The organism is Quadrisphaera granulorum (assembly GCF_003149145.1).
In the GTDB taxonomy this organism is placed as follows: domain Bacteria; phylum Actinomycetota; class Actinomycetes; order Actinomycetales; family Quadrisphaeraceae; genus Quadrisphaera; species Quadrisphaera granulorum.
Map to the genome: position 1 here is coordinate 45103 of NZ_QGDQ01000024.1, position 17427 is coordinate 62529.

Genomic DNA, 17427 nt, shown 5'->3' on the forward strand with positions numbered 1-17427 from the left:
TCCGGGGTGTGCGTGATGGTGGTGGTGGGCCGGTTCATGAGGCCTTCGCTCCGAGCCAGACGGCGCACCCGACGAGGGCGAGGATGCCGGCGGCCCACGCGAACAGGCCCTCCGAGACGGGGCCGAGGCCGCCGAGCGTCAGGCCGCCCGGGGAGGGTTCGGTGCCCGCGAAGTGGAGGTAGCTGGCGATGTCCTGCTTCTCCTCCGGCGTGATGTTCGCGTCGTTGAAGACAGGCATGGACTGCGGACCGGTGAGCATGGCCTCGTAGATGTGCTTGGCCGAGACGTCCTGCAGGTTCGGGGCCCACTTGCCGCGGGTCAGTGCGCCACCGGCGCCGACGACGTTGTGGCACATGGCGCAGTTGGTGCGGAAGAGCTCGTTGCCCTTGGAGATGCGCTCCGGGTCATCCGTGAACTCCTGGAACTCGGCCGGCGGTACGGCGGGGCCGGGGCCCAGGCTGGCGACGAACGCCCCCATCTGCGCGATCTGCTCGTCCGAGAACTGGACGGGCTTGTCGTGCGCCTGCGGCTGGTTGGCCGACAGGGGCATGCGGCCGGTGCCTACCTGGAAGTCGACCGACGCGGACCCCACACCGATGAGGGTCGGCCCGGCGTCGGTGCCCTGGGCCTGCAGCCCGTGGCAGTTGGCGCAGTTGGCGAGGAAGAGCTCCTTGCCGGCCTGGATGTCGTCATCGGTGGCGGCGGCGGCCGAAGCGGGTGCCGGAGTGAGTACCGAGTAGGCACCGCCCACGACGAGCAGCGCCAGCAGCATCACGACCACGCCACCCAGCGGGTGGCGGCGGCGGGCGGCGAGAGCCTTCACGGGGTCATCCTCAACGTTGCGGGGGGAAGCGCGACGAGACGCGCCGGGGACGTGACGAGACACACATCGCTCATCGGAGGGTCAGCGGAGGATGTAAATGATGAAGAACAGTCCGATCCACACCACGTCGACGAAGTGCCAGTAGTAGCTGGTGACGACGGCGCTGGTCGCCTCCTGGTGGCCGAAGCGGCGGGCGGCGAAGCTGCGGCCGATGACGAGCAGGAAGGCCAGCAGGCCCGCCGTCACGTGCAGGCCGTGGAAGCCGGTGGCCAGGTAGAACACCGAGCCGTACGGGGACGACGAGATGGTCAGCCCCTCGTGCACGAGCTCGGCGTACTCGAAGGCCTGACCGGAGACGAAGAAGGCCCCCATGAGGTACGTCAGCACGTACCACTCGCGCATGCCCCAGCGGTTGATCTGGAGCAGGGAGCCGGTGCGGGACCTCTGATAGCGCTCTGCGGCAAAGACCCCGTACTGGCAGGTCACGGAGCTGAGCACCAGAATCGCCGTGTTGGTCACGGAGAACGGCATGTTGAACAGCGCCGGCTCGGTCTCCCAGAGCTGCGGCACCACCGATCTCACCGTGAAGTACATGGCGAACAGCGCCGCGAAGAACATCAACTCGCTCGAAAGCCAGACGATGGTCCCGACCGACACGGGGTCGGGCCTGTTGACGGCCGCCGGAGCGTGCGGCAGGGCTGTTGTGCTCGACACGGCGCCATTATGGCGTCCTGGACGCGACGCGCGGCGATCGGGACCCGTTGCGGCGCGTCTTCGTCTGTGTACAGCCTGTGCCCGGGCTGCTCGTTTGCCACCTCTACCTGGCAGGGTGTGGCCGTGGCAGTGGTCGGAGCGCAGGGTGCGCGCACCTGGCAGTCCCTCATCTCGTCCCTGGTCGCAGGGCGTGACCTCACCGCTCAGGACTGCGCCTGGGCCATGGCACGGGTGATGGCGGGAGAGGCGCCCGCGGTGCCTCTGGCGGGCTTCCTCGTGGCCTTGCGGGCCAAGGGCGAGACCGTCGAGGAGCTCAGCGGCCTCGCGGACGAGATGCTCGCGCACGCGGTCCCGCTCACCCTTCCCCCGGCGGCAGGTCCCGCGGAGGCCGCCGTAGACATCGTCGGCACCGGCGGCGACCGATCGGTGACGGGCACGAGCACCGTGAACATCTCCACCATGGCGGCGCTGGTCGTGGCCGGGGCCGGCCGCACCGTGGTCAAGCACGGCAACCGGGCGGCGTCCTCGCTGTGCGGCTCGGCTGACCTGCTCGAGGAGCTCGGCGTCCGCCTCGACCTCCCACCGGCGCGGGTGGGCGAGCTCGCGGGGGAGGTCGGCATCACCTTCGCCTTCGCCAGGGTCTTCCACCCGGCCTTCCGGCACGCCGCGGAGGCGCGCTCGGGTCTGGGGGTGCCCACGGCGTTCAACGTGCTGGGCCCCATGACCAACCCCGGGCGCCCCGGGGCCGCGGCTGTCGGGGTCGCCGACGCACGCCTGGCCCCGCTGGTGGCGGGCGTGCTGGTCGGGCGGGGGACGCGGGCGTTGGTGTTCCGCGGCGACGACGGCCTCGACGAGCTCACGACGAGCGGCCCCTCGCGGGCCTGGAGGGCCGGCGCAGCCGGCACGGTGGAGGAGGTCGTCGTCGACCCCGCCGCTCTCGACCTGCCGCCCTCGAGCCTTTCCGATCTCGCAGGGGGTGACGCACCCCACAACGCGGCGATCGCCCGAGCCGTGCTCGCGGGTAAGCCTGGGCCGGTGCGCGACGCGGTGCTCCTGAACGCCGCGGCCGCGCTCGTCGCGGCCGACGGCCTCCACGGTGACCTCCACGACGACCTGCGCGCCCAGCTGGCTGTGGCCGCCGCGTCGGTGGACAGCGGGGCGGCCGCCGCCGTCCTCGAACGGTGGGTCGCCGCGACCGGTAGCTGAGCGCCAGCTGACAGAGGCCCGACGCTACTCGTCGGCGCCGATGGCGAACGCCGCCTCGAGGTCGTGCTTGGAGTAGGCGCGGAAGGCGAGGTAGGTGCGGGTGGCCCGCACGCCGGGCACCTTGCCGATCCGGTCGGCGATGACCTCGGCGAGGGCCTCCTGCTGCACCACGCGCACCATGACGACGAGGTCGGTGTCTCCGGTGACCGAGTAGACCTCGCTGACGCCCTCGACGTCGGCGATGGCCGCCGCCGCTTCCGGAACCTGGGAGACCTCGACGTCGACGTGGACGATGGCGGTGATCATGCGCCCATCCCAGCACGTCCGATCGCCGACCGCACCGGGCACGCCCACGTCCCCTCGACGCTGACGAGGCGCACGCCCTCGCCCTCGAGCCACGCCAGCACCCGCTCGGCCTCCTCGGCCGAGCACGCCGGCTCGGGCGGCACCGGTGGAGCCACCACCTCCGCGGTGGCCCGCAGTGCTTCGACGGCCGGGCGGGGGTCGGCGCCGGGCGGTGTCGTCGTCGTCCCGGCCAGCCGGCCGTGGCGGACCACCACGAGCTCCCAGCCGCCGGCCGGCCGGCGCCGTGCGGCCACGACCTCGGGGGCCGCTGCGAGCGGCGCGAGCCGCTGGGCGCGGGCCGCGCCCCGCAGGAACGCCAGCGACCTGTCGCGCACCTGGCCGGCCTCCTCGTAGCGCTCCGCCGCGGCCAGCGCCGTCAGGCGCGCCCGCGCGGCGCCCACCACGACGTCGGGATCCGCCGTGAGGGCCGCGCGCGCCCTCGCGGCGACCTCCGCGTACGCCTCGGGTGACTGCGCGCCGGTGCACGGCGCCCCGCAGCGCCCGATCTCGTGCAGCGCGCACGCGGACGCGCCGGCCGCGGGACGCAACGGCAGCCTTGGAGTGCACCGCCGCAGGGGCAGGGCGTCCTGGATGGCTTCGACGGCGGCCTGCGCGGACCGCGAGGAGGAGAACGGGCCGACATAGGCGGCGCCGTCGTCGGAGTCGGCACGGACCTCCCGCACCACCGACAGCCGCGGGTACGGCTCGGCGGTGAGCTTCACCCACGGCAGCCGATCCGGCCGGCGCGAGCGGCGGTTGTAGTGCGGATCGTGCTCGGCGATGAGACGCAGCTCCCGCACCTGAGCCTCCAGCGGGGTGGCGCACACCACGGGAGTCACCGAGGCGGCCAGCTGAACCATCTCGGCCATCCGGGTGCGCTTCTCGGCCGCCGTGAAGTAGCTGCGGACCCGGGCGCGCAGGTCGCCGCTGGTGCCGACGTAGAGCACCCGACCGCGGGCGTCCTTGAACAGGTACACCCCGGGCGCCGACGGCAGCCCGTCGGCGAGGGTGCGCTTGCGCCGGACCTGCTCCGGCACCGCCGGGGCCACCTGCACGAGGTCACCCAGGGTGGTCACGCCCAGGGAGCCGACACGCCCCAGCAGGGCGTGCAGCACGTCCACGGTGGCGCGTGCGTCGTCGAGGGCCCGGTGCGTGGGCGTGGTGCGTGCCGACAGGTGGCGCGCCAGCGTGCCGAGCTTGTGGTCTCGCACCTCGCCGCGCGCCAGCACCGCCCGGGCCAGGCGGAGGGTGTCGACGACGGCGGGCGCAGGCCAGTCTCGGCCGGTGGCCACGCACGCGGCGCGCAGGAACGAGATGTCGAACGGCGCGTTGTGCGCCACGAGGACGGCGCCGCGCAGCAGCTCCAGCAGCGGGGCGAGCACCTGACCGACGGTCGGCGCGTCCGCGACCATCGCGTCCGAGATGCCGGTCAACGCCGTGATCTCGCGCGGGATCGGGCCCGGCGGCCGTACGAGGCTGCCCAGCTCGGCCACCACCTCCCCGCCGCGGACCCGCACGGCCCCGACCTCGGTGATGTCGCAGGTGGCTGCGGAGGCGCCGGTGGTCTCCAGGTCGACGACGACGAAGTCGACCTCGTGCAGGGGGGTGACCGGGTCGAGCTCGCCCACGACGGCCAGCGGGAGGGTCGGGGAAGAAGGCTCCAGCACGTCGCGCACGCTAGGTGCCGCCACTGACAACCGACGTACCATCGCCCGGTGGCTGGACGGCACAGCGCGGCCGGCCCGCCCAGCACCCCGGAGTTCCCGCGTCGTCGCGACCTCCGGCAGCACCACCGTCGTCCCGCCCCCCGCTCGCCGCGGCTCGTCACGCGCGTCCTCACGCTGCTGCTGTCCGTCGCGGCCCTCGCGGTGCTCGCCACGGGGGCGTCCCGCCTGCTGGAGCCCGCGGACCCGGCCGCACCGGTCGCCGCCCCCGCCCCCTCCAGCGCCGCGACGGCCACCGACCCGGGAGACTCCACCGCCGGCGCGCCCTCGGCGGTGCGGGCCGTGCAGGCCCTCCTGGACGCCCGGGCGGCCGCGCTGCTCGCTCGCGACGGCGCCGGATGGCGGGCGGCGGTGGCCGGGGACGACTCGGTGAACGGCCCAGGGGTCGCCGCGCTGGCGGCCTACCGCGAGCGGACCCGGGTCACCTTCGACAGGCTCGAGCCGGTGCCGCTGGGCACGTGGCACTGGGAGGTCACCGGGAGCGGCCCGGCGCTGTCCGCCGAGCGGGCCCAGCAGCTGCCCGCGGGCAGCTGGGTGGCCCGTACGACGCTGGTGTGGTCGGTGGCGGGCGCCGGTGACGACCCCGTGCGCCGCCAGCAGGACCTCACCGTGGTCCCGCGTGACGGCGGGTGGGCCGTGGCCGACGACGCCGACGGCGAGACGGTGCCCGACCTGTGGGACCTCGGCGCGGTGCGGGTGGTCACGTCCGAGCGGGCGGTGGTCATCGGTACCGCGGAGCGGTCCGAGCTGGACAAGGTCGCCCGGCTGGCCACCACCTCGGCGCGCTCGGTCGACGCGGTGTGGGGGACGGCCTGGCCGCGCGCCACCGTGGTGGAGGTCCCCGCCGACCAGCAGCAGATGGCGAGGCTGCTGGGCCGTGACGACGACGCCGGGCTGGAGCAGATCGCCGCGGTGACCACGGGCGAGCTGGTGGGGGGCCGGGGGGCCACCCGCGGTGACCACGTGGTGGTCAACCCGCGCGGATTCGGCCAACTGGCTGCCCTGGGCCAGGAGGTGGTGCTGACCCACGAGCTGACCCACGTGGCCACACGCTCCGGCGCCACGCGGGCGGTGCCGCTGTGGCTGTCCGAGGGTTTCGCGGACTGGGTCGGGTACCGGGGGACCAGGCTGTCGCGGCAGGACGTCGCGGCGGACCTCCTCACCCAGGTCCGGGCCGGGAGGCCGCCGCGGGCGCTGCCGACCTCCGACGACTTCGACCCCACGAAGACCTCCGACGTGGGGCCCGCGTACTCCTCGGCCTGGTTGGCGGTCGAGGCGCTGGCGCAGCGGTACGGCGACGACCGCGTGGTGGCCCTGTACCGCACGGCCTCGCGCGAGGGCGCGGCCACCGACGACCCCGACGCGGCCCTGGACGCCTCGCTGGCCTCGGTGCTGGGCACCGATCGCGCCGGCGTGGACGCCCTGTGGCGCGCGGAGATCGCCCAGCTCGCGGCGCCGCGGTGAGCGCGTCCCTGCTGGTCGTCACGAACGACTTCCCGCCGCGCGCGGGGGGCATCGAGGCCTTCGTCGAGAACCTCGTGCGGCGGCTCCCCGCCCACGGGGCGCGTCGCGTCGTCGTCCATACCCGACGGCACCCGGCCCTGCTCGGCGCGCAGCGCGCCCTCGACGCGGAGCTGGCGACGGCGGGCGTCGTCGTCGTCCGCGATCCCCGCAGCCTCCTCCTGCCGACCCCGGCCCTGGCCCGTCGGGTCGCCGCGACCGCCCGCGCGCACGGCTGCGACCGGGCGTGGTTCGGCGCCGCGGCCCCGCTGGGCGTGCTGGCCCCCGCGTTGCGCCGCGCCGGGGTGCGCCGGACGGTGGCCACCACGCACGGTCACGAGGTCTGGTGGGCGCGGCTTCCCGGCTCTCGCGCCGCGCTGCGCGCCGTCGCCGCTCGCAACGACGTGCTCACCGTCCTCGGGCCCGCAACGGGCGGGCCGATCGCCGCGGTACTGCCCGCGCACCTGCGCGCCCGGGTCGCCACCCTGTCGCCCGGGGTGGACCCGGCCGCGTTCGGCAGACCCGAGGACGACGACGGCGGCCGGGCCCTGCGCGCGCAGTGGGGCCTGACCGGCCGACCGCTCGTGCTGTGCCTGTCGCGCCTGGTGGCCCGCAAGGGCCAGGACGTGCTGCTGCGCGCCTTGCCCGCCGTCCAGCGCGCCGTCCCCGATGCGGCGCTCGTGCTCGTGGGTGAGGGGCCCCGCCGCCGGTACCTCGAGCATCTCGCGGACTCGCTCGGCCTGCGCCGGGGGCCGGGCGGCGACGTCGTCCTCACCGGGCGGTTGCCGGCCCCGGACCTGGCTGCCGCGCACGCCGCCGCCGACGTCTTCGCCATGCCCTGCCGCGACCGCCGCGGTGGGCTGGAGACCGAGGGCCTGGGCATCTGCTTCCTCGAGGCGGCCGCGAGTGGCCGCCCGGTGGTGGTGGGCAGGTCCGGGGGAGCGCCGGACGCCGTCCGCGACGGCGAGACGGGCCTGCTCGTCGACGGCACCGCCGTCGCCGCCGTCGCCGCCGCCGTCACGACCCTGCTGGCCGATCCAGCGCTCGCCCACGCCATGGGCGAGGCCGGTCAGCGGTGGATCCGCGACGCCTGGGACTGGGAGGACCGGGCCGCGGCGCTGGCTCAGCTCCTGGAGCTGTAGAGCTCCTCCACCGCCTCGGCGTGGGCGGCCATCACCTGCCGGCGGCGCAGCTTCAGTGAGGGCGTCAGCAGGCCGTTCGCCTCGGTGAAGTCGGTCTTGAGCACGGCGAACTTCTTGATGGCCTCGGCGTGGGACACGGCGGCGTTGGCCTGGTCGACGGCCTCCTGCAGCACGGCGCGGACCCCGGCGTCGTGCGCGGCGGCGGCGACGTCGAGCACGGGCATGCCGCGGGCGCGCAGCCAGCCGGGCAGCACGTCGGGGTCGAGGGTGAGCAGACACGCGACGAACGGGCGGGCGTCGCCCACCACCAGCGCCTGGCTGATGATCGGGTGGGCGCGGAGGCGGTCCTCCAGGACCGCGGGGGCCACGTTCTTGCCGCCGGCCGTGACGATGATCTCCTTCTTGCGGCCGGTGATCGACAGGAACCCTTCGTCGTCCAGGGCACCGAGGTCTCCGGTGCGGAACCAGCCGTCGGCGTCGAAGGCCTCGGCGTCGGCCTTCGCGTCGCCCCAGTAGCCCGCGAACACGTGAGGGCCCTTGACGAGCACCTCGCCGTCGCTGTCGATGCGCACCGAGCAGCCCGGCAGGGGACGGCCGACCGAGGCCACCTTCACGCGCTCGGGCCGGTTGACCGTGGTGGGGGCCGTGGTCTCCGTGAGGCCGTAGCCCTGGAGCACCGTGATGCCGACGCCCTTGAAGAAGTGGCCCAGACGCTCCCCGAGCGGACCGCCGCCGGAGACGGCGTACTGCGCGCGCCCACCGAGGGCCGCCCGCAGCTTGGCGTAGACGAGTCGATCGAAGACGGCGTGCTGCGCGCGCAGCGCGAGCCCGGGGCCCCGTCCGCCGTCCGCCCCGGCATCCGCAGCGCGGCTGTACGCCTCGGCGACGGCGGCTGCCCGCGTGAAGACCTTGCCCTTGCCGCCCTCGATGGCCTTCTGCTCGGCGCTGGCGTAGACCTTCTCGAACACGCGCGGCACCGCGAGCACGTACGTGGGCTGGAACGAGGCGAGGTCTCTCGTGAGCTGGGTGGTGTCCGCCGTGTGCGCCAGGGTGGTGCGGCCGGCCAGGCACAGCACCTGGACGAACCGCGCGAAGACGTGAGCCAGCGGCAGGAACAGCAGCGTGGAGGCGCCGACGGCGAAGACCTCGGGGATGGCGGCGACGGCGTTGCGCGAGAGCACGACGAAGTTGGCGTGCGTGAGCCGGCAGCCCTTGGGGCGACCGGTGGTGCCCGAGGTGTAGATGATCGTGGCGAGGTCCGCCCCGGTCACGGCGGCGCGGCGGCGCTCGAGCTCGGCGTCGTCGACGGCGAGCGACGCGTCGCGCCCCAGGGCCTCGACCGCCTCGAAGCCGCCGTCGTCGATGACCCAGACCCGCGCCGGGTCGAGCGCGGGGGTCTCGCCCGCAACGGACTCGAGCAGCGCGCGGTGGCGGGGCTGCTCGACGATGGCCGCGGTGCAGCCGGAGTCGGAGATGATCCACGCCGCCTGCTCCGCCGAGGACGTCTCGTAGACCGGCACGGTGACGGCGCCCGCCCACCAGATCGCGTAGTCGGCGAGGGTCCACTCGAGCCGTGTCCGGCTCAGCAGCGCCACCCGGTCTCCGGGGGCCACGCCGCTGGCGGCCAGGCCCGCCGCGAGCGCGCGCACGCGGCGCACCACCTCGGCGGCGCCCAGGTTCTCCCAGCCGTCACCGGCCGGACGGGCCAGGAGCGGGAGGTCGGGAGAGGCCGCCGCCACCTCGACCAGCAGGTCGGTGACCGACTGGTCCGGGTCGATCTGGACAGCGAGAGGTTCGGCGCGCTCGATCACTGCACTCCCTTGAGCGGCTCGGCGGGTGCCCTCGACTGTAGCGAGGCCGGTAACGTCCGGCCGCGTGAGCACCCCTTCCGGCGCAGCGGCGCAGGACCTGGCCAGCGCCTTCACCATCGGCATCGACATCGGCGGCACCAAGATCGCGGCGGGGGTGGTGGACGCCGACGGGCGGGTGGTCGCCCGCACCCGACGCGAGACGCCCGCGCGCGACGTCGGTGCGATCGCCGACGCCGTCGTCGACGCGGTCGAGGAGCTGCGACGCACCCACGAGGTCGCTGCTGTCGGCGTCGCGGCGGCGGGCTTCGTCGACGCGAGTCGCTCCGTCGTCACTTTCGCCCCCAACCTCGCGTGGCGCGACGAACCCGTGCGCGCCGACCTCGAGGGCGCCCTCGGCCTGCCGGTGGTCGTGGAGAACGACGCCAACGCCGCCGCGTGGGGTGAGTTCGCGCACGGCGCGGGGCGCGCCGCCAGCAACGACGGGCACGAGGTCCACGACATGGTGCTGCTCACCATCGGCACCGGGCTGGGCGGCGGCATCGTCATCGGTGACCGTCTGCTGCGCGGCGCCAACGGCTTCGCCGGGGAGCTCGGCCACGTGCGCGTCGTGCCCGACGGGCACCCCTGCGGCTGCGGCAACCGCGGGTGCTGGGAGCAGTACGCCTCCGGCCGCGCGCTGGTGCGCGAGGCCCGCACCGTGGCCCGCACCCGTTCGCCGCTGGCGGCGCACCTGCTGGAGCTCGCCGGAGACGACCCCGAGGCCATCCAGGGGCCCACGGTCACCACGGCCGCGATGGAGGGCGATACCGCCGCCATCGAGCTGCTCGCCGACCTGGGCCGGTGGATCGGGGAGGGCGCCGCGAGCGTGGTCGCCGCGCTCGACCCGGCGCTCGTCGTGGTCGGCGGTGGAGTCTCCGAGGCAGGCGACCTGCTGCTGGGCCCCGCGCGCGCCGCGTTCGCGCGTCAGCTCACGGCCCGCGGGCACCGCCCCGCCATCCCTGTGGAGCTGGCCACCCTCGGCAACGACGCGGGGATGATCGGCGTGGCCGACCTGGCCCGCCAGGGCTAGAGCCCTGCTAGAGGCGGGCGCCGTCGTCGCCGTCGTCCTCGCGGTGGCTGGGCAACCGCAGGACGAGGGTGACGAACCCCGCCACGAAGCCCAGCACCGCCACGAGGACGACGACGGGCGGCAGCGGCGGCCTCACCACGAGGACGACGAGGAAGAAGAACGGGACGCCGAGCACGCCCACCCACGGCAGCCACGTCCGCCAGGCGCGCCAGCTGCCGCTGGGCAGCGGAGGCGGCTCCGGAGGGGTCCAGTGCTCCTCGGCGAGCGGGTCGGCCTCGGTGCCGCCGCGCCCGTCCGGGAGCTGCGGCCGCTCGACGGCGCGGTCGACGGGAGGCTCGGCGGGACGGTCGGTGCGCCGTCGGCGCAGCTCACCCGGAGGGGTTGGCGGGGCCGCAGGAGTCGGGGGAGCCGACGGCGGCGCGGCAGGCTCGGGCCGGTCGGGGCGCGCAGCGGGCTCGTCCCAGTGGGCCATGATCTCGGCCCAGGCGGCGTCGACGTCGACACCCTCGGGGTCGCCTCCGGGCGGAGGGGCGGCGGTCACAGTCGTGCCACCAGGTCGACGGCGCCGGCCAGCACACCCACGCCACCATCGTCGCACGGCGGGGGCGCCCCTATGGTTGACCCGGAACCGCTCGGAGAGGAGGACGGGTGCTCTACTGGCTGTTCAAGGCGGTGCTGTACCCGATCCTGACGTCCCTGTTCCGGCCGGAGGTCAAGGGGCTCGAGCACGTGCCGCTCACCGGGCCGGCCGTACTGGCCAGCAACCACCTCTCGGTGTCCGACTCGTTCTTCCTGCCGCTCGTCATCCCGCGGCGGGTCAGCTTCATGGCCAAGGCCGAGTACTTCACCGGCCGCGGCGTCAAGGGGCGCCTCACGGCGGGCTTCTTCAAGGGCATCGGTCAGCTCCCCGTCGACAGGTCCGGCGGCAAGGCGAGCCAGGCCGCGATCGACCTGGCGCTGCAGGTGCTCGACAGGGGCGAGCTGTTCGGCATCTACCCCGAGGGCACCCGCAGCCCCGACGGCCGCCTCTACCGCGGCAAGACCGGCGTGGCCCGGGTGGCGCTGACCAGCGGCGTCCCGGTGCTCCCGGTCGCGATGCACGGCACCGACAAGGTGCAGCCGATCGGCCGGCGCATCCCGCGCATCCGCCGCGTGGGCATCACCATCGGCGCTCCGCTCGACTTCTCCCGCTACGAGGGCATGGAGAACGACAGGTTCGTCCTGCGGTCCGTCACCGACGAGATCACCTACGAGATCATGCGGCTCTCGGGCCAGGAGTACGTCGATGTCTATGCGGCGTCGATGAAGGAGCGTCTGGCCGCCGGCGCCAAGGAGCGCCGCGTGCCGTTCCGCACCTCCAAGGCCGCCTCGGCCAACGGCCCCGGCACCACGTCAGCGCCCGCCGACGGCCCCGAGGTGCTGGCCGCCGGCCCCGACGCCGACTCCACCAGCCGTCGCGCCCACGAGCCCGAGCTGGGCCCGGAGGAGCTGGGCGACGTCGGCACCGCACTTCCCGCCGAGCCGACTCCCGAGCCGACTCCCGAGCCGCCCCCGGACGGGCCCGGCGGGGCCCCCCGGTAGCCTTCCCCGGTGCCCGCAGTGCCCGCAGTGACGCCCGCCGCCGTTCATCGGCCCTTCGGGGCGGTGCTCACCGCGATGGCCACCCCGTTCACCCGCGACGGCGCCCTCGACGTGCCCGCCGCACAGGCGCTCGCCGAGCGCCTTGTCGACGACGGCAACGACGGGCTCGTCGTCGCCGGGACGACGGGCGAGTCGCCCACCCTGGCCGAGCACGAGCACGACACGTTGCTGGCCGCCGTCGTCGAGGCGGTCGGCTCCCGCGCCCACGTGGTCGCGGGGTGCGGCAACAACGACACCGACCACACCCTCCGGCGTGCCCGCGCGGCGGAGAAGACCGGCGTCGACGGGCTGCTCGTCGTGACGCCGTACTACAACAAGCCCCCGCAGGAGGGGCTCTACCAGCACTTCCTGGCCGTCGCCGACGCCACGGGCCTGCCGGTGATGCTCTACGACATCCCCGGCCGCGCCGCCACCGCCATCTCCACCGAGGTGCTCCTGCGCCTCGCGGCGCACCCGCGCGTGGTGGCCGTCAAGGACGCCAAGGACGACCTGTTCGCCTCGTCCCAGGTCATGGCCGCCGCCGGTGGAGAGGGCGGTCTCGCCTACTACTCCGGCAGCGACCAGCTCAACCTCGCCCACCTCGCCCAGGGCGCCGCAGGCATGGTCTCCGTGGTCTCCCACGTGGCCGCCGCCGAGTACGCCCAGATGGTCGCCGCCGTCGACGCGGGCGACCTGCCTACCGCCCGGGCACTCCACGCCCGTCTGCTGCCCGCCGTCACCGCGATCATGACCCGCACCCAGGGCGCGATCATGGTGAAGGCGGCGTTGGAGCTGCTGGGCGCCGTCCCCAACCGCCATGTTCGCCTCCCCCTCGTGGAGGCCACCGACGAGCAGGTCGAGCAGCTCGCTGCCGACCTGCGAGGAGCCGCACTGCTGTGACAGCCCCCACCGCCGACGCCACGTTCACCCAGCCGCTGGGCCTCCCGCCGAAGCTGGCCCGCGGCACCCTGCGGGTCGTGCCGCTGGGTGGTCTGGGGGAGGTCGGCCGCAACATGGCCGTCCTCGAGATCGACGGGAAGCTCCTGATCATCGACTGCGGGGTGCTCTTCCCGGAGGACCACCAGCCTGGCGTCGACCTGATCCTCCCGGACTTCAGCCACATCGCCGACCGCCTCGACGACGTCGTCGCCGTCGTGCTGACGCACGGCCACGAGGACCACATCGGCGCGGTGCCGTTCCTCCTGCGGCTGCGTCCCGACATCCCCCTCGTGGGCTCCACCCTGACGCTGGCCTTCGTGGAGGCGAAGCTCAAGGAGCACCGCATCCAGCCGTACACCCTCGCCGTGCGCGAGGGGCAGGTCGAGCAGCTCGGCCCGTTCGAGTGCGAGTTCGTCGCGGTGAACCACTCCATCCCCGACGCCCTCGCCGTGGCCGTCCGTACGAGTGCGGGCACGGTGCTCCACACGGGCGACTTCAAGATGGACCAGCTCCCGCTGGACGGGCGCATCACCGACCTGCGCGCCTTCGCGCGCCTGGGCGAGCGCGGTGTCGACCTGTTCATGGTCGACTCCACCAACGCCGAGGTGCCCGGATTCACCACCGCAGAGCGCGAGATTACCCCCGTGCTCGACAGGGTCTTCTCCACCGCCCAGCGCCGGCTCATCGTCGCGAGCTTCGCCTCGCACGTGCACCGCGTGCAGCAGGTGCTCGACACCGCCCACAAGCACGGCCGCAAGGTCGCTTTCGTCGGCAGGTCGATGGTCCGCAACATGGGTGTCGCCGCCGACCTTGGCTACCTCGACGTGCCGAAGGGTGTGCTCGTCGACCTGAAGCAGATCGACGACCTGCCCGACGCCAAGGTCGTGCTGATGTGCACCGGCTCGCAGGGCGAGCCGATGGCGGCCCTGAGCCGGATGGCCAACCACGACCACCGCGTGCAGGTGGGCCCCGGCGACACCGTCGTCCTGGCCTCCTCGCTCATCCCCGGCAACGAGAACGCCGTCTACCGCGTCATCAACGGGCTCATGCGCCTCGGCGCGACGGTGGTGCACTCCGGCAACGCGCGCGTCCACGTGTCGGGCCACGCCAGCGCCGGTGAGCTCCTGTACTGCTACAACATCGTCAAGCCGAAGAACGCGATGCCGGTGCACGGCGAGGTGCGCCACCTGCACGCCAACGCCGACCTCGCGGTGAAGACCGGCGTGCCTCGCGAGCGGGTGCTCATCACCGACTGCGGCACCGTGGTGGACCTGCGCGACGGCCGCGCGAAGATCACCGGTCAGGTGCCCTGTGGCTACGTCTACGTCGACGGCTCCTCGGTGGGCTCCATCACCGACGCCGACCTCAAGGACCGCCGCATCCTCGGCGACGAGGGCTTCATCTCGGTGTTCGCCGTGATCGACTCCTCCACCGGCAAGGTGGTGGCGGGCCCGGAGGTGCACGCCCGGGGCGTCGCGGAAGACACGAGCACCCTCCAGTCGATCGTCCCGCGGGTGGCCGACGCGCTGGCCCAGGCCGTCGCCCAGGCGTCCCAGGGCGGCGGCGGGGTCGACACCCACCAGCTGCAGCAGGTGGTGCGGCGCGTGGTGGGCCGCTGGGCCGGAACGTCGCTGCGCCGTCGTCCGATGATCATCCCGGTAGTCGTCGAGGCGTAGATCCTCTCGGCGTGGGGCCTGTGTGAGGGTTGTGACGACCCGTTAGCGTGGCCGCATGGCCTCCCGCTCGCCCTCGCGCGCTCCCGCGAACCCTCGCGCCGCCGCCAAGAGCGGGGCGAAGGCGGCGCCCAAGACCACGTCCACGACGCGGACCACGAGGGCGACCAGTACGACGCGGGCACCTGTCCACGCCCGCACCCGGGCACCGCTGCCGCTCCGCGCGGCACGCGGTGCCTGGATGGGCCTCGCGCACGCCGTCGGCGGGTCCGCCCGGCGTTCCCGGCCCGATGCCACTGACGTCGACCCCGATGTCCGCCGCGACGGCTTCGGGCTCGCGCTGCTCGCCGCGGCGCTGATCGTCGCGGCCCGCGAGTGGTGGGGGCTGCACGGCACCTTCGGTGACGTCGTCCACGCCGTCGTCGCCGGCACCGTAGGCAAGGTGAGCCTCGCGCTGCCGCTGGTGCTCTTCTTCCTCGCGCTGCGCCTGCTGCTGCGCCCGGACGCCGGCAGCGAGAACGGCCGCGTCGGTGTCGGCATCACCTTCGTCGCGGTGGCCGTGACGGGCATGCTCCACCTCGGTGGCGCGATCGGCGCCAGCCCGGTGACCAACCTGCCCGCCATCCGCGAGGCGGGTGGCGTGCTCGGCTACCTCATGGCCACGCCCGTCGACGCGGCCGTCGGCCAGCTGCTGACGTACGTGCTGTTCAGCATGCTCGCCGTCTTCGGGGTGCTCGTGACGACGGCGACTCCGGTGCACCTGGTGCCCCACCGCCTCGGCCAGCTCTACCGGGCTCTCACCGGGGGTGACGAGGTGCACGGCAGCCGCTGGGACAGCGAGGACGACCCCGACGGCGAGCTCGAGCGTCTCCAGCTGGGCCGCGCCCGCGGCGAGCGTTCCGGGGACCGGGCCTACGAGCAGGCGATGGAGCGCGAGGCCGAACCGCCGAAGCCGAAGCGCCGCCGGCGTGGTGCCGCGGCCGACGACAGGCCCGCGTTCGAGGAACAGGCCACCGAGCCAGCCCCGGCGGAGCCGGCGGACGTCGGCGAGGTCTTCGACCCGTTCAAGGATTTCGGTTCCGTTCCCCTCAACAGCGACCCCACCACCGCCGTCGTCGCAGAACCGAGCGAACCGGAACCTGAGGAGCCGCGGCGTTCCTCGGCCGCCGGCGTCACCGCCCACGCGAGGAGCTCGCTGCAGGCCCCGCCGACCACGCAGCTGCCCCACCGCGTGGAGCAGATGGCGCTGGCGTTCACGGGCAGCTACGAGATGCCGCCGGACGACGTCCTCAAGCACGGCGAGGGGCACGCGCTCCGCACCGAGGCGAACGACAGGGTGGTGGACGCCCTCACCGCCGTCCTGGACAACTTCGCCATCGACGCCCGCGTCGCCGACTTCACGCGCGGCCCGACGGTCACCCGCTACGAGGTGGAGCTGGGCACGGGCGTCAAGGTGGAGAAGGTCACGGCGCTGTCGAAGAACATCGCCTACGCCGTCGCCAGCGCCGACGTCCGCATCCTGAGCCCGATCCCGGGCAAGTCGGCGATCGGTGTGGAGATCCCCAACACCGACCGCGAGATCGTCGTCCTCGGCGACGTCCTCCGCAGCGACGTCGCGCAGCGCAACACCCACCCGATGGTCATGGGCATCGGCAAGGACGTCGAGGGCGGCTACGTCATCACCAACCTCGCCAAGACGCCTCACCTGCTGGTCGCGGGAGCCACAGGCGCCGGCAAGTCGAGCTTCATCAACTCGATGATCACGTCGATCCTCATGCGGGCCACGCCCGACCAGGTCCGCATGATCCTCGTCGACCCCAAGCGGGTGGAGCTCACGGCCTACGAGGGCATCCCGCACCTGCTGAGTCCGATCATCACCAACGCCAAGAAGGCCGCCGAGGCGCTCGACTGGGTCACCCAGGAGATGGACCGCCGCTACGACGACCTCGCGATGTACGGCTTCAAGCACGTCGACGACTTCAACGCCGCCATCGACGAGGGCCGCGTCGAGCCGATCGAAGGCAGCGAGCGCCAGCTGCGCCGCTACCCCTACCTGCTTGTGGTGGTCGACGAGCTCGCCGACCTCATGATGGTCGCGCCGCGCGACGTCGAGTCGTCCATCGTCCGCATCACCCAGCTCGCCCGCGCCGCCGGTATCCACCTGGTGCTCGCCACGCAGCGCCCCTCCGTTGACGTCGTGACGGGCCTCATCAAGGCCAACGTGCCCTCGCGTCTCGCGTTCGCGACGTCGTCGCTGGCCGACTCCCGTGTCGTCCTCGACCAGCCGGGCGCCGAGAAGCTCATCGGCCAGGGCGACGCGCTGTTCCTGCCGATGGGCTCCTCCAAGCCGGCCCGCGTGCAGGGCGCGTGGGTCAGCGAGTCCGAGGTCGAGCGCGTGGTCGCCCACGTCAAGGCGCAGGCAGCGCCGGAGTACGTGCAGGACGTCGTCGCGCCGAGCACCGCGCAGAAGATCGCCGAGGACGTCGGCGACGACCTCGAGCTCATGCTGGCGGCTGCCGAGCACATCATCACCACGCAGTTCGGCTCCACGTCGATGCTCCAGCGCAAGCTGCGCGTGGGCTTCGCGAAGGCGGGTCGCCTCATGGACCTGCTGGAGCAGCGTGGCGTGGTGGGGCCCTCGGAGGGTTCGAAGGCGCGCGACGTCTACGTCAAGCCCGACGACATGGACGAGGCGCTCGCGCGCCTGCGCGGTGACGCCGCTCGTGAGCCCGTGCACATCCCTGACGGCGCGACCCAGGTCGTGGACCTGGCTGAGGGCGACGGCTGGAACGACGGCATCGACGACGAGGCCTCCTCGGAGGCCACCGAAGACGCGTGGCAGCTCACCGACAGGTACTGAC

The 17427-nt window shown here is 73.9% G+C and carries 14 protein-coding genes; 8 read left to right on the forward strand and 6 right to left on the reverse strand.

The annotated features are described in order from the left end of the window. Positions 1-34: 34 nt before the first annotated feature. Both qcrC and ctaE read right to left on the reverse strand, forming a co-directional pair. Positions 35-823: a cytochrome bc1 complex diheme cytochrome c subunit gene (gene qcrC / locus BXY45_RS17050; protein ID WP_109775723.1), complete on the reverse strand. Its 789-nt coding sequence runs from the start codon at positions 821-823 to the stop codon at positions 35-37. 81 nt (positions 824-904) lie between these two features. Further along, entirely contained in the window at positions 905-1537 is a 633-nt protein-coding gene (ctaE, locus tag BXY45_RS17055) for an aa3-type cytochrome oxidase subunit III (RefSeq protein ID WP_109775724.1), read from the reverse strand. Between the two features lie 123 nt (positions 1538-1660). On the opposite strand from ctaE, the gene trpD reads away from it, so the two are divergent. Continuing rightward, positions 1661-2743, forward strand: a complete 1083-nt coding sequence (gene trpD, locus BXY45_RS17060) for an anthranilate phosphoribosyltransferase (protein ID WP_245961888.1) — start codon at positions 1661-1663, stop codon at positions 2741-2743. Between the two features lie 24 nt (positions 2744-2767). Here trpD and BXY45_RS17065 read toward each other — a convergent pair whose 3' ends face one another. Continuing rightward, the gene (locus BXY45_RS17065; protein WP_109775752.1) at positions 2768-3049 is read right to left on the reverse strand and encodes an Lrp/AsnC family transcriptional regulator; all 282 of its coding nucleotides are present in this window, start codon (positions 3047-3049) and stop codon (positions 2768-2770) included. Next, positions 3046-4797, reverse strand: a complete 1752-nt coding sequence (locus BXY45_RS17070) for a DEDD exonuclease domain-containing protein (RefSeq protein ID WP_109775726.1) — start codon at positions 4795-4797, stop codon at positions 3046-3048. Before BXY45_RS17070 ends, BXY45_RS17065 begins: the two co-directional genes overlap by 4 nt. A gap of 6 nt (positions 4798-4803) precedes the next feature. Here BXY45_RS17070 and BXY45_RS17075 point away from each other — a divergent pair, with 6 nt between their 5' ends. Both BXY45_RS17075 and BXY45_RS17080 read left to right on the forward strand, forming a co-directional pair. Beyond that, complete coding sequence (locus BXY45_RS17075) at positions 4804-6276, forward strand: hypothetical protein (protein ID WP_109775727.1); 1473 nt, start codon at positions 4804-4806, stop codon at positions 6274-6276. Beyond that, entirely contained in the window at positions 6273-7454 is a 1182-nt protein-coding gene (locus BXY45_RS17080) for a glycosyltransferase family 4 protein (RefSeq protein WP_109775753.1), read from the forward strand. Before BXY45_RS17075 ends, BXY45_RS17080 begins: the two co-directional genes overlap by 4 nt. On the opposite strand, the gene BXY45_RS17085 is transcribed toward BXY45_RS17080, so the two are convergent. Continuing rightward, complete coding sequence (locus BXY45_RS17085) at positions 7436-9265, reverse strand: AMP-dependent synthetase/ligase (protein ID WP_211319687.1); 1830 nt, start codon at positions 9263-9265, stop codon at positions 7436-7438. The two genes, BXY45_RS17080 and BXY45_RS17085, sit on opposite strands and share 19 nt — an antisense overlap. 64 nt (positions 9266-9329) lie before the next feature. On the opposite strand from BXY45_RS17085, the gene BXY45_RS17090 reads away from it, so the two are divergent. Further along, positions 9330-10334: an ROK family glucokinase gene (locus BXY45_RS17090; protein ID WP_245961889.1), complete on the forward strand. Its 1005-nt coding sequence runs from the start codon at positions 9330-9332 to the stop codon at positions 10332-10334. A 7-nt stretch (positions 10335-10341) separates the two neighbouring features. Here the strand turns inward: BXY45_RS17090 and BXY45_RS17095 are convergent, their stop codons facing one another. Then, on the reverse strand, positions 10342-10875 hold the full coding sequence (locus BXY45_RS17095; protein WP_109775729.1) for a hypothetical protein: 534 nt from the start codon (positions 10873-10875) through the stop codon (positions 10342-10344). A 107-nt stretch (positions 10876-10982) separates the two neighbouring features. Here BXY45_RS17095 and BXY45_RS17100 point away from each other — a divergent pair, with 107 nt between their 5' ends. The 4 genes from BXY45_RS17100 to BXY45_RS17115 are packed head-to-tail and all read left to right on the forward strand — an operon-like array spanning position 10983 to position 17426. After that, entirely contained in the window at positions 10983-11915 is a 933-nt protein-coding gene (locus tag BXY45_RS17100) for a lysophospholipid acyltransferase family protein (RefSeq protein ID WP_109775730.1), read from the forward strand. An 18-nt stretch (positions 11916-11933) separates the two neighbouring features. Beyond that, on the forward strand, positions 11934-12854 hold the full coding sequence (gene dapA, locus BXY45_RS17105) for a 4-hydroxy-tetrahydrodipicolinate synthase (protein WP_425468338.1): 921 nt from the start codon (positions 11934-11936) through the stop codon (positions 12852-12854). Beyond that, positions 12851-14569, forward strand: coding sequence for a ribonuclease J (locus tag BXY45_RS17110; protein WP_245961891.1), 1719 nt, complete (start codon positions 12851-12853; stop codon positions 14567-14569). The genes dapA and BXY45_RS17110 overlap by 4 nt, the downstream gene beginning before the upstream one ends. A 55-nt stretch (positions 14570-14624) precedes the next feature. Then, complete coding sequence (locus BXY45_RS17115; protein WP_109775731.1) at positions 14625-17426, forward strand: DNA translocase FtsK; 2802 nt, start codon at positions 14625-14627, stop codon at positions 17424-17426. The last annotated feature ends 1 nt before the right edge of the window (position 17427 follow it).

What these genes read in the sequence shown, in the direction of transcription:
- BXY45_RS17065 (WP_109775752.1), bottom strand. Translation starts at nt 3,049, where the DNA reads ATGATCACCGCCATCGTCCACGTCGACGTCGAGGTCTCCCAGGTTCCG.
- BXY45_RS17070 (WP_109775726.1), bottom strand. Translation starts at nt 4,797, where the DNA reads ATGGTACGTCGGTTGTCAGTGGCGGCACCTAGCGTGCGCGACGTGCTG.
- BXY45_RS17115 (WP_109775731.1), top strand. Translation starts at nt 14,625, where the DNA reads ATGGCCTCCCGCTCGCCCTCGCGCGCTCCCGCGAACCCTCGCGCCGCC.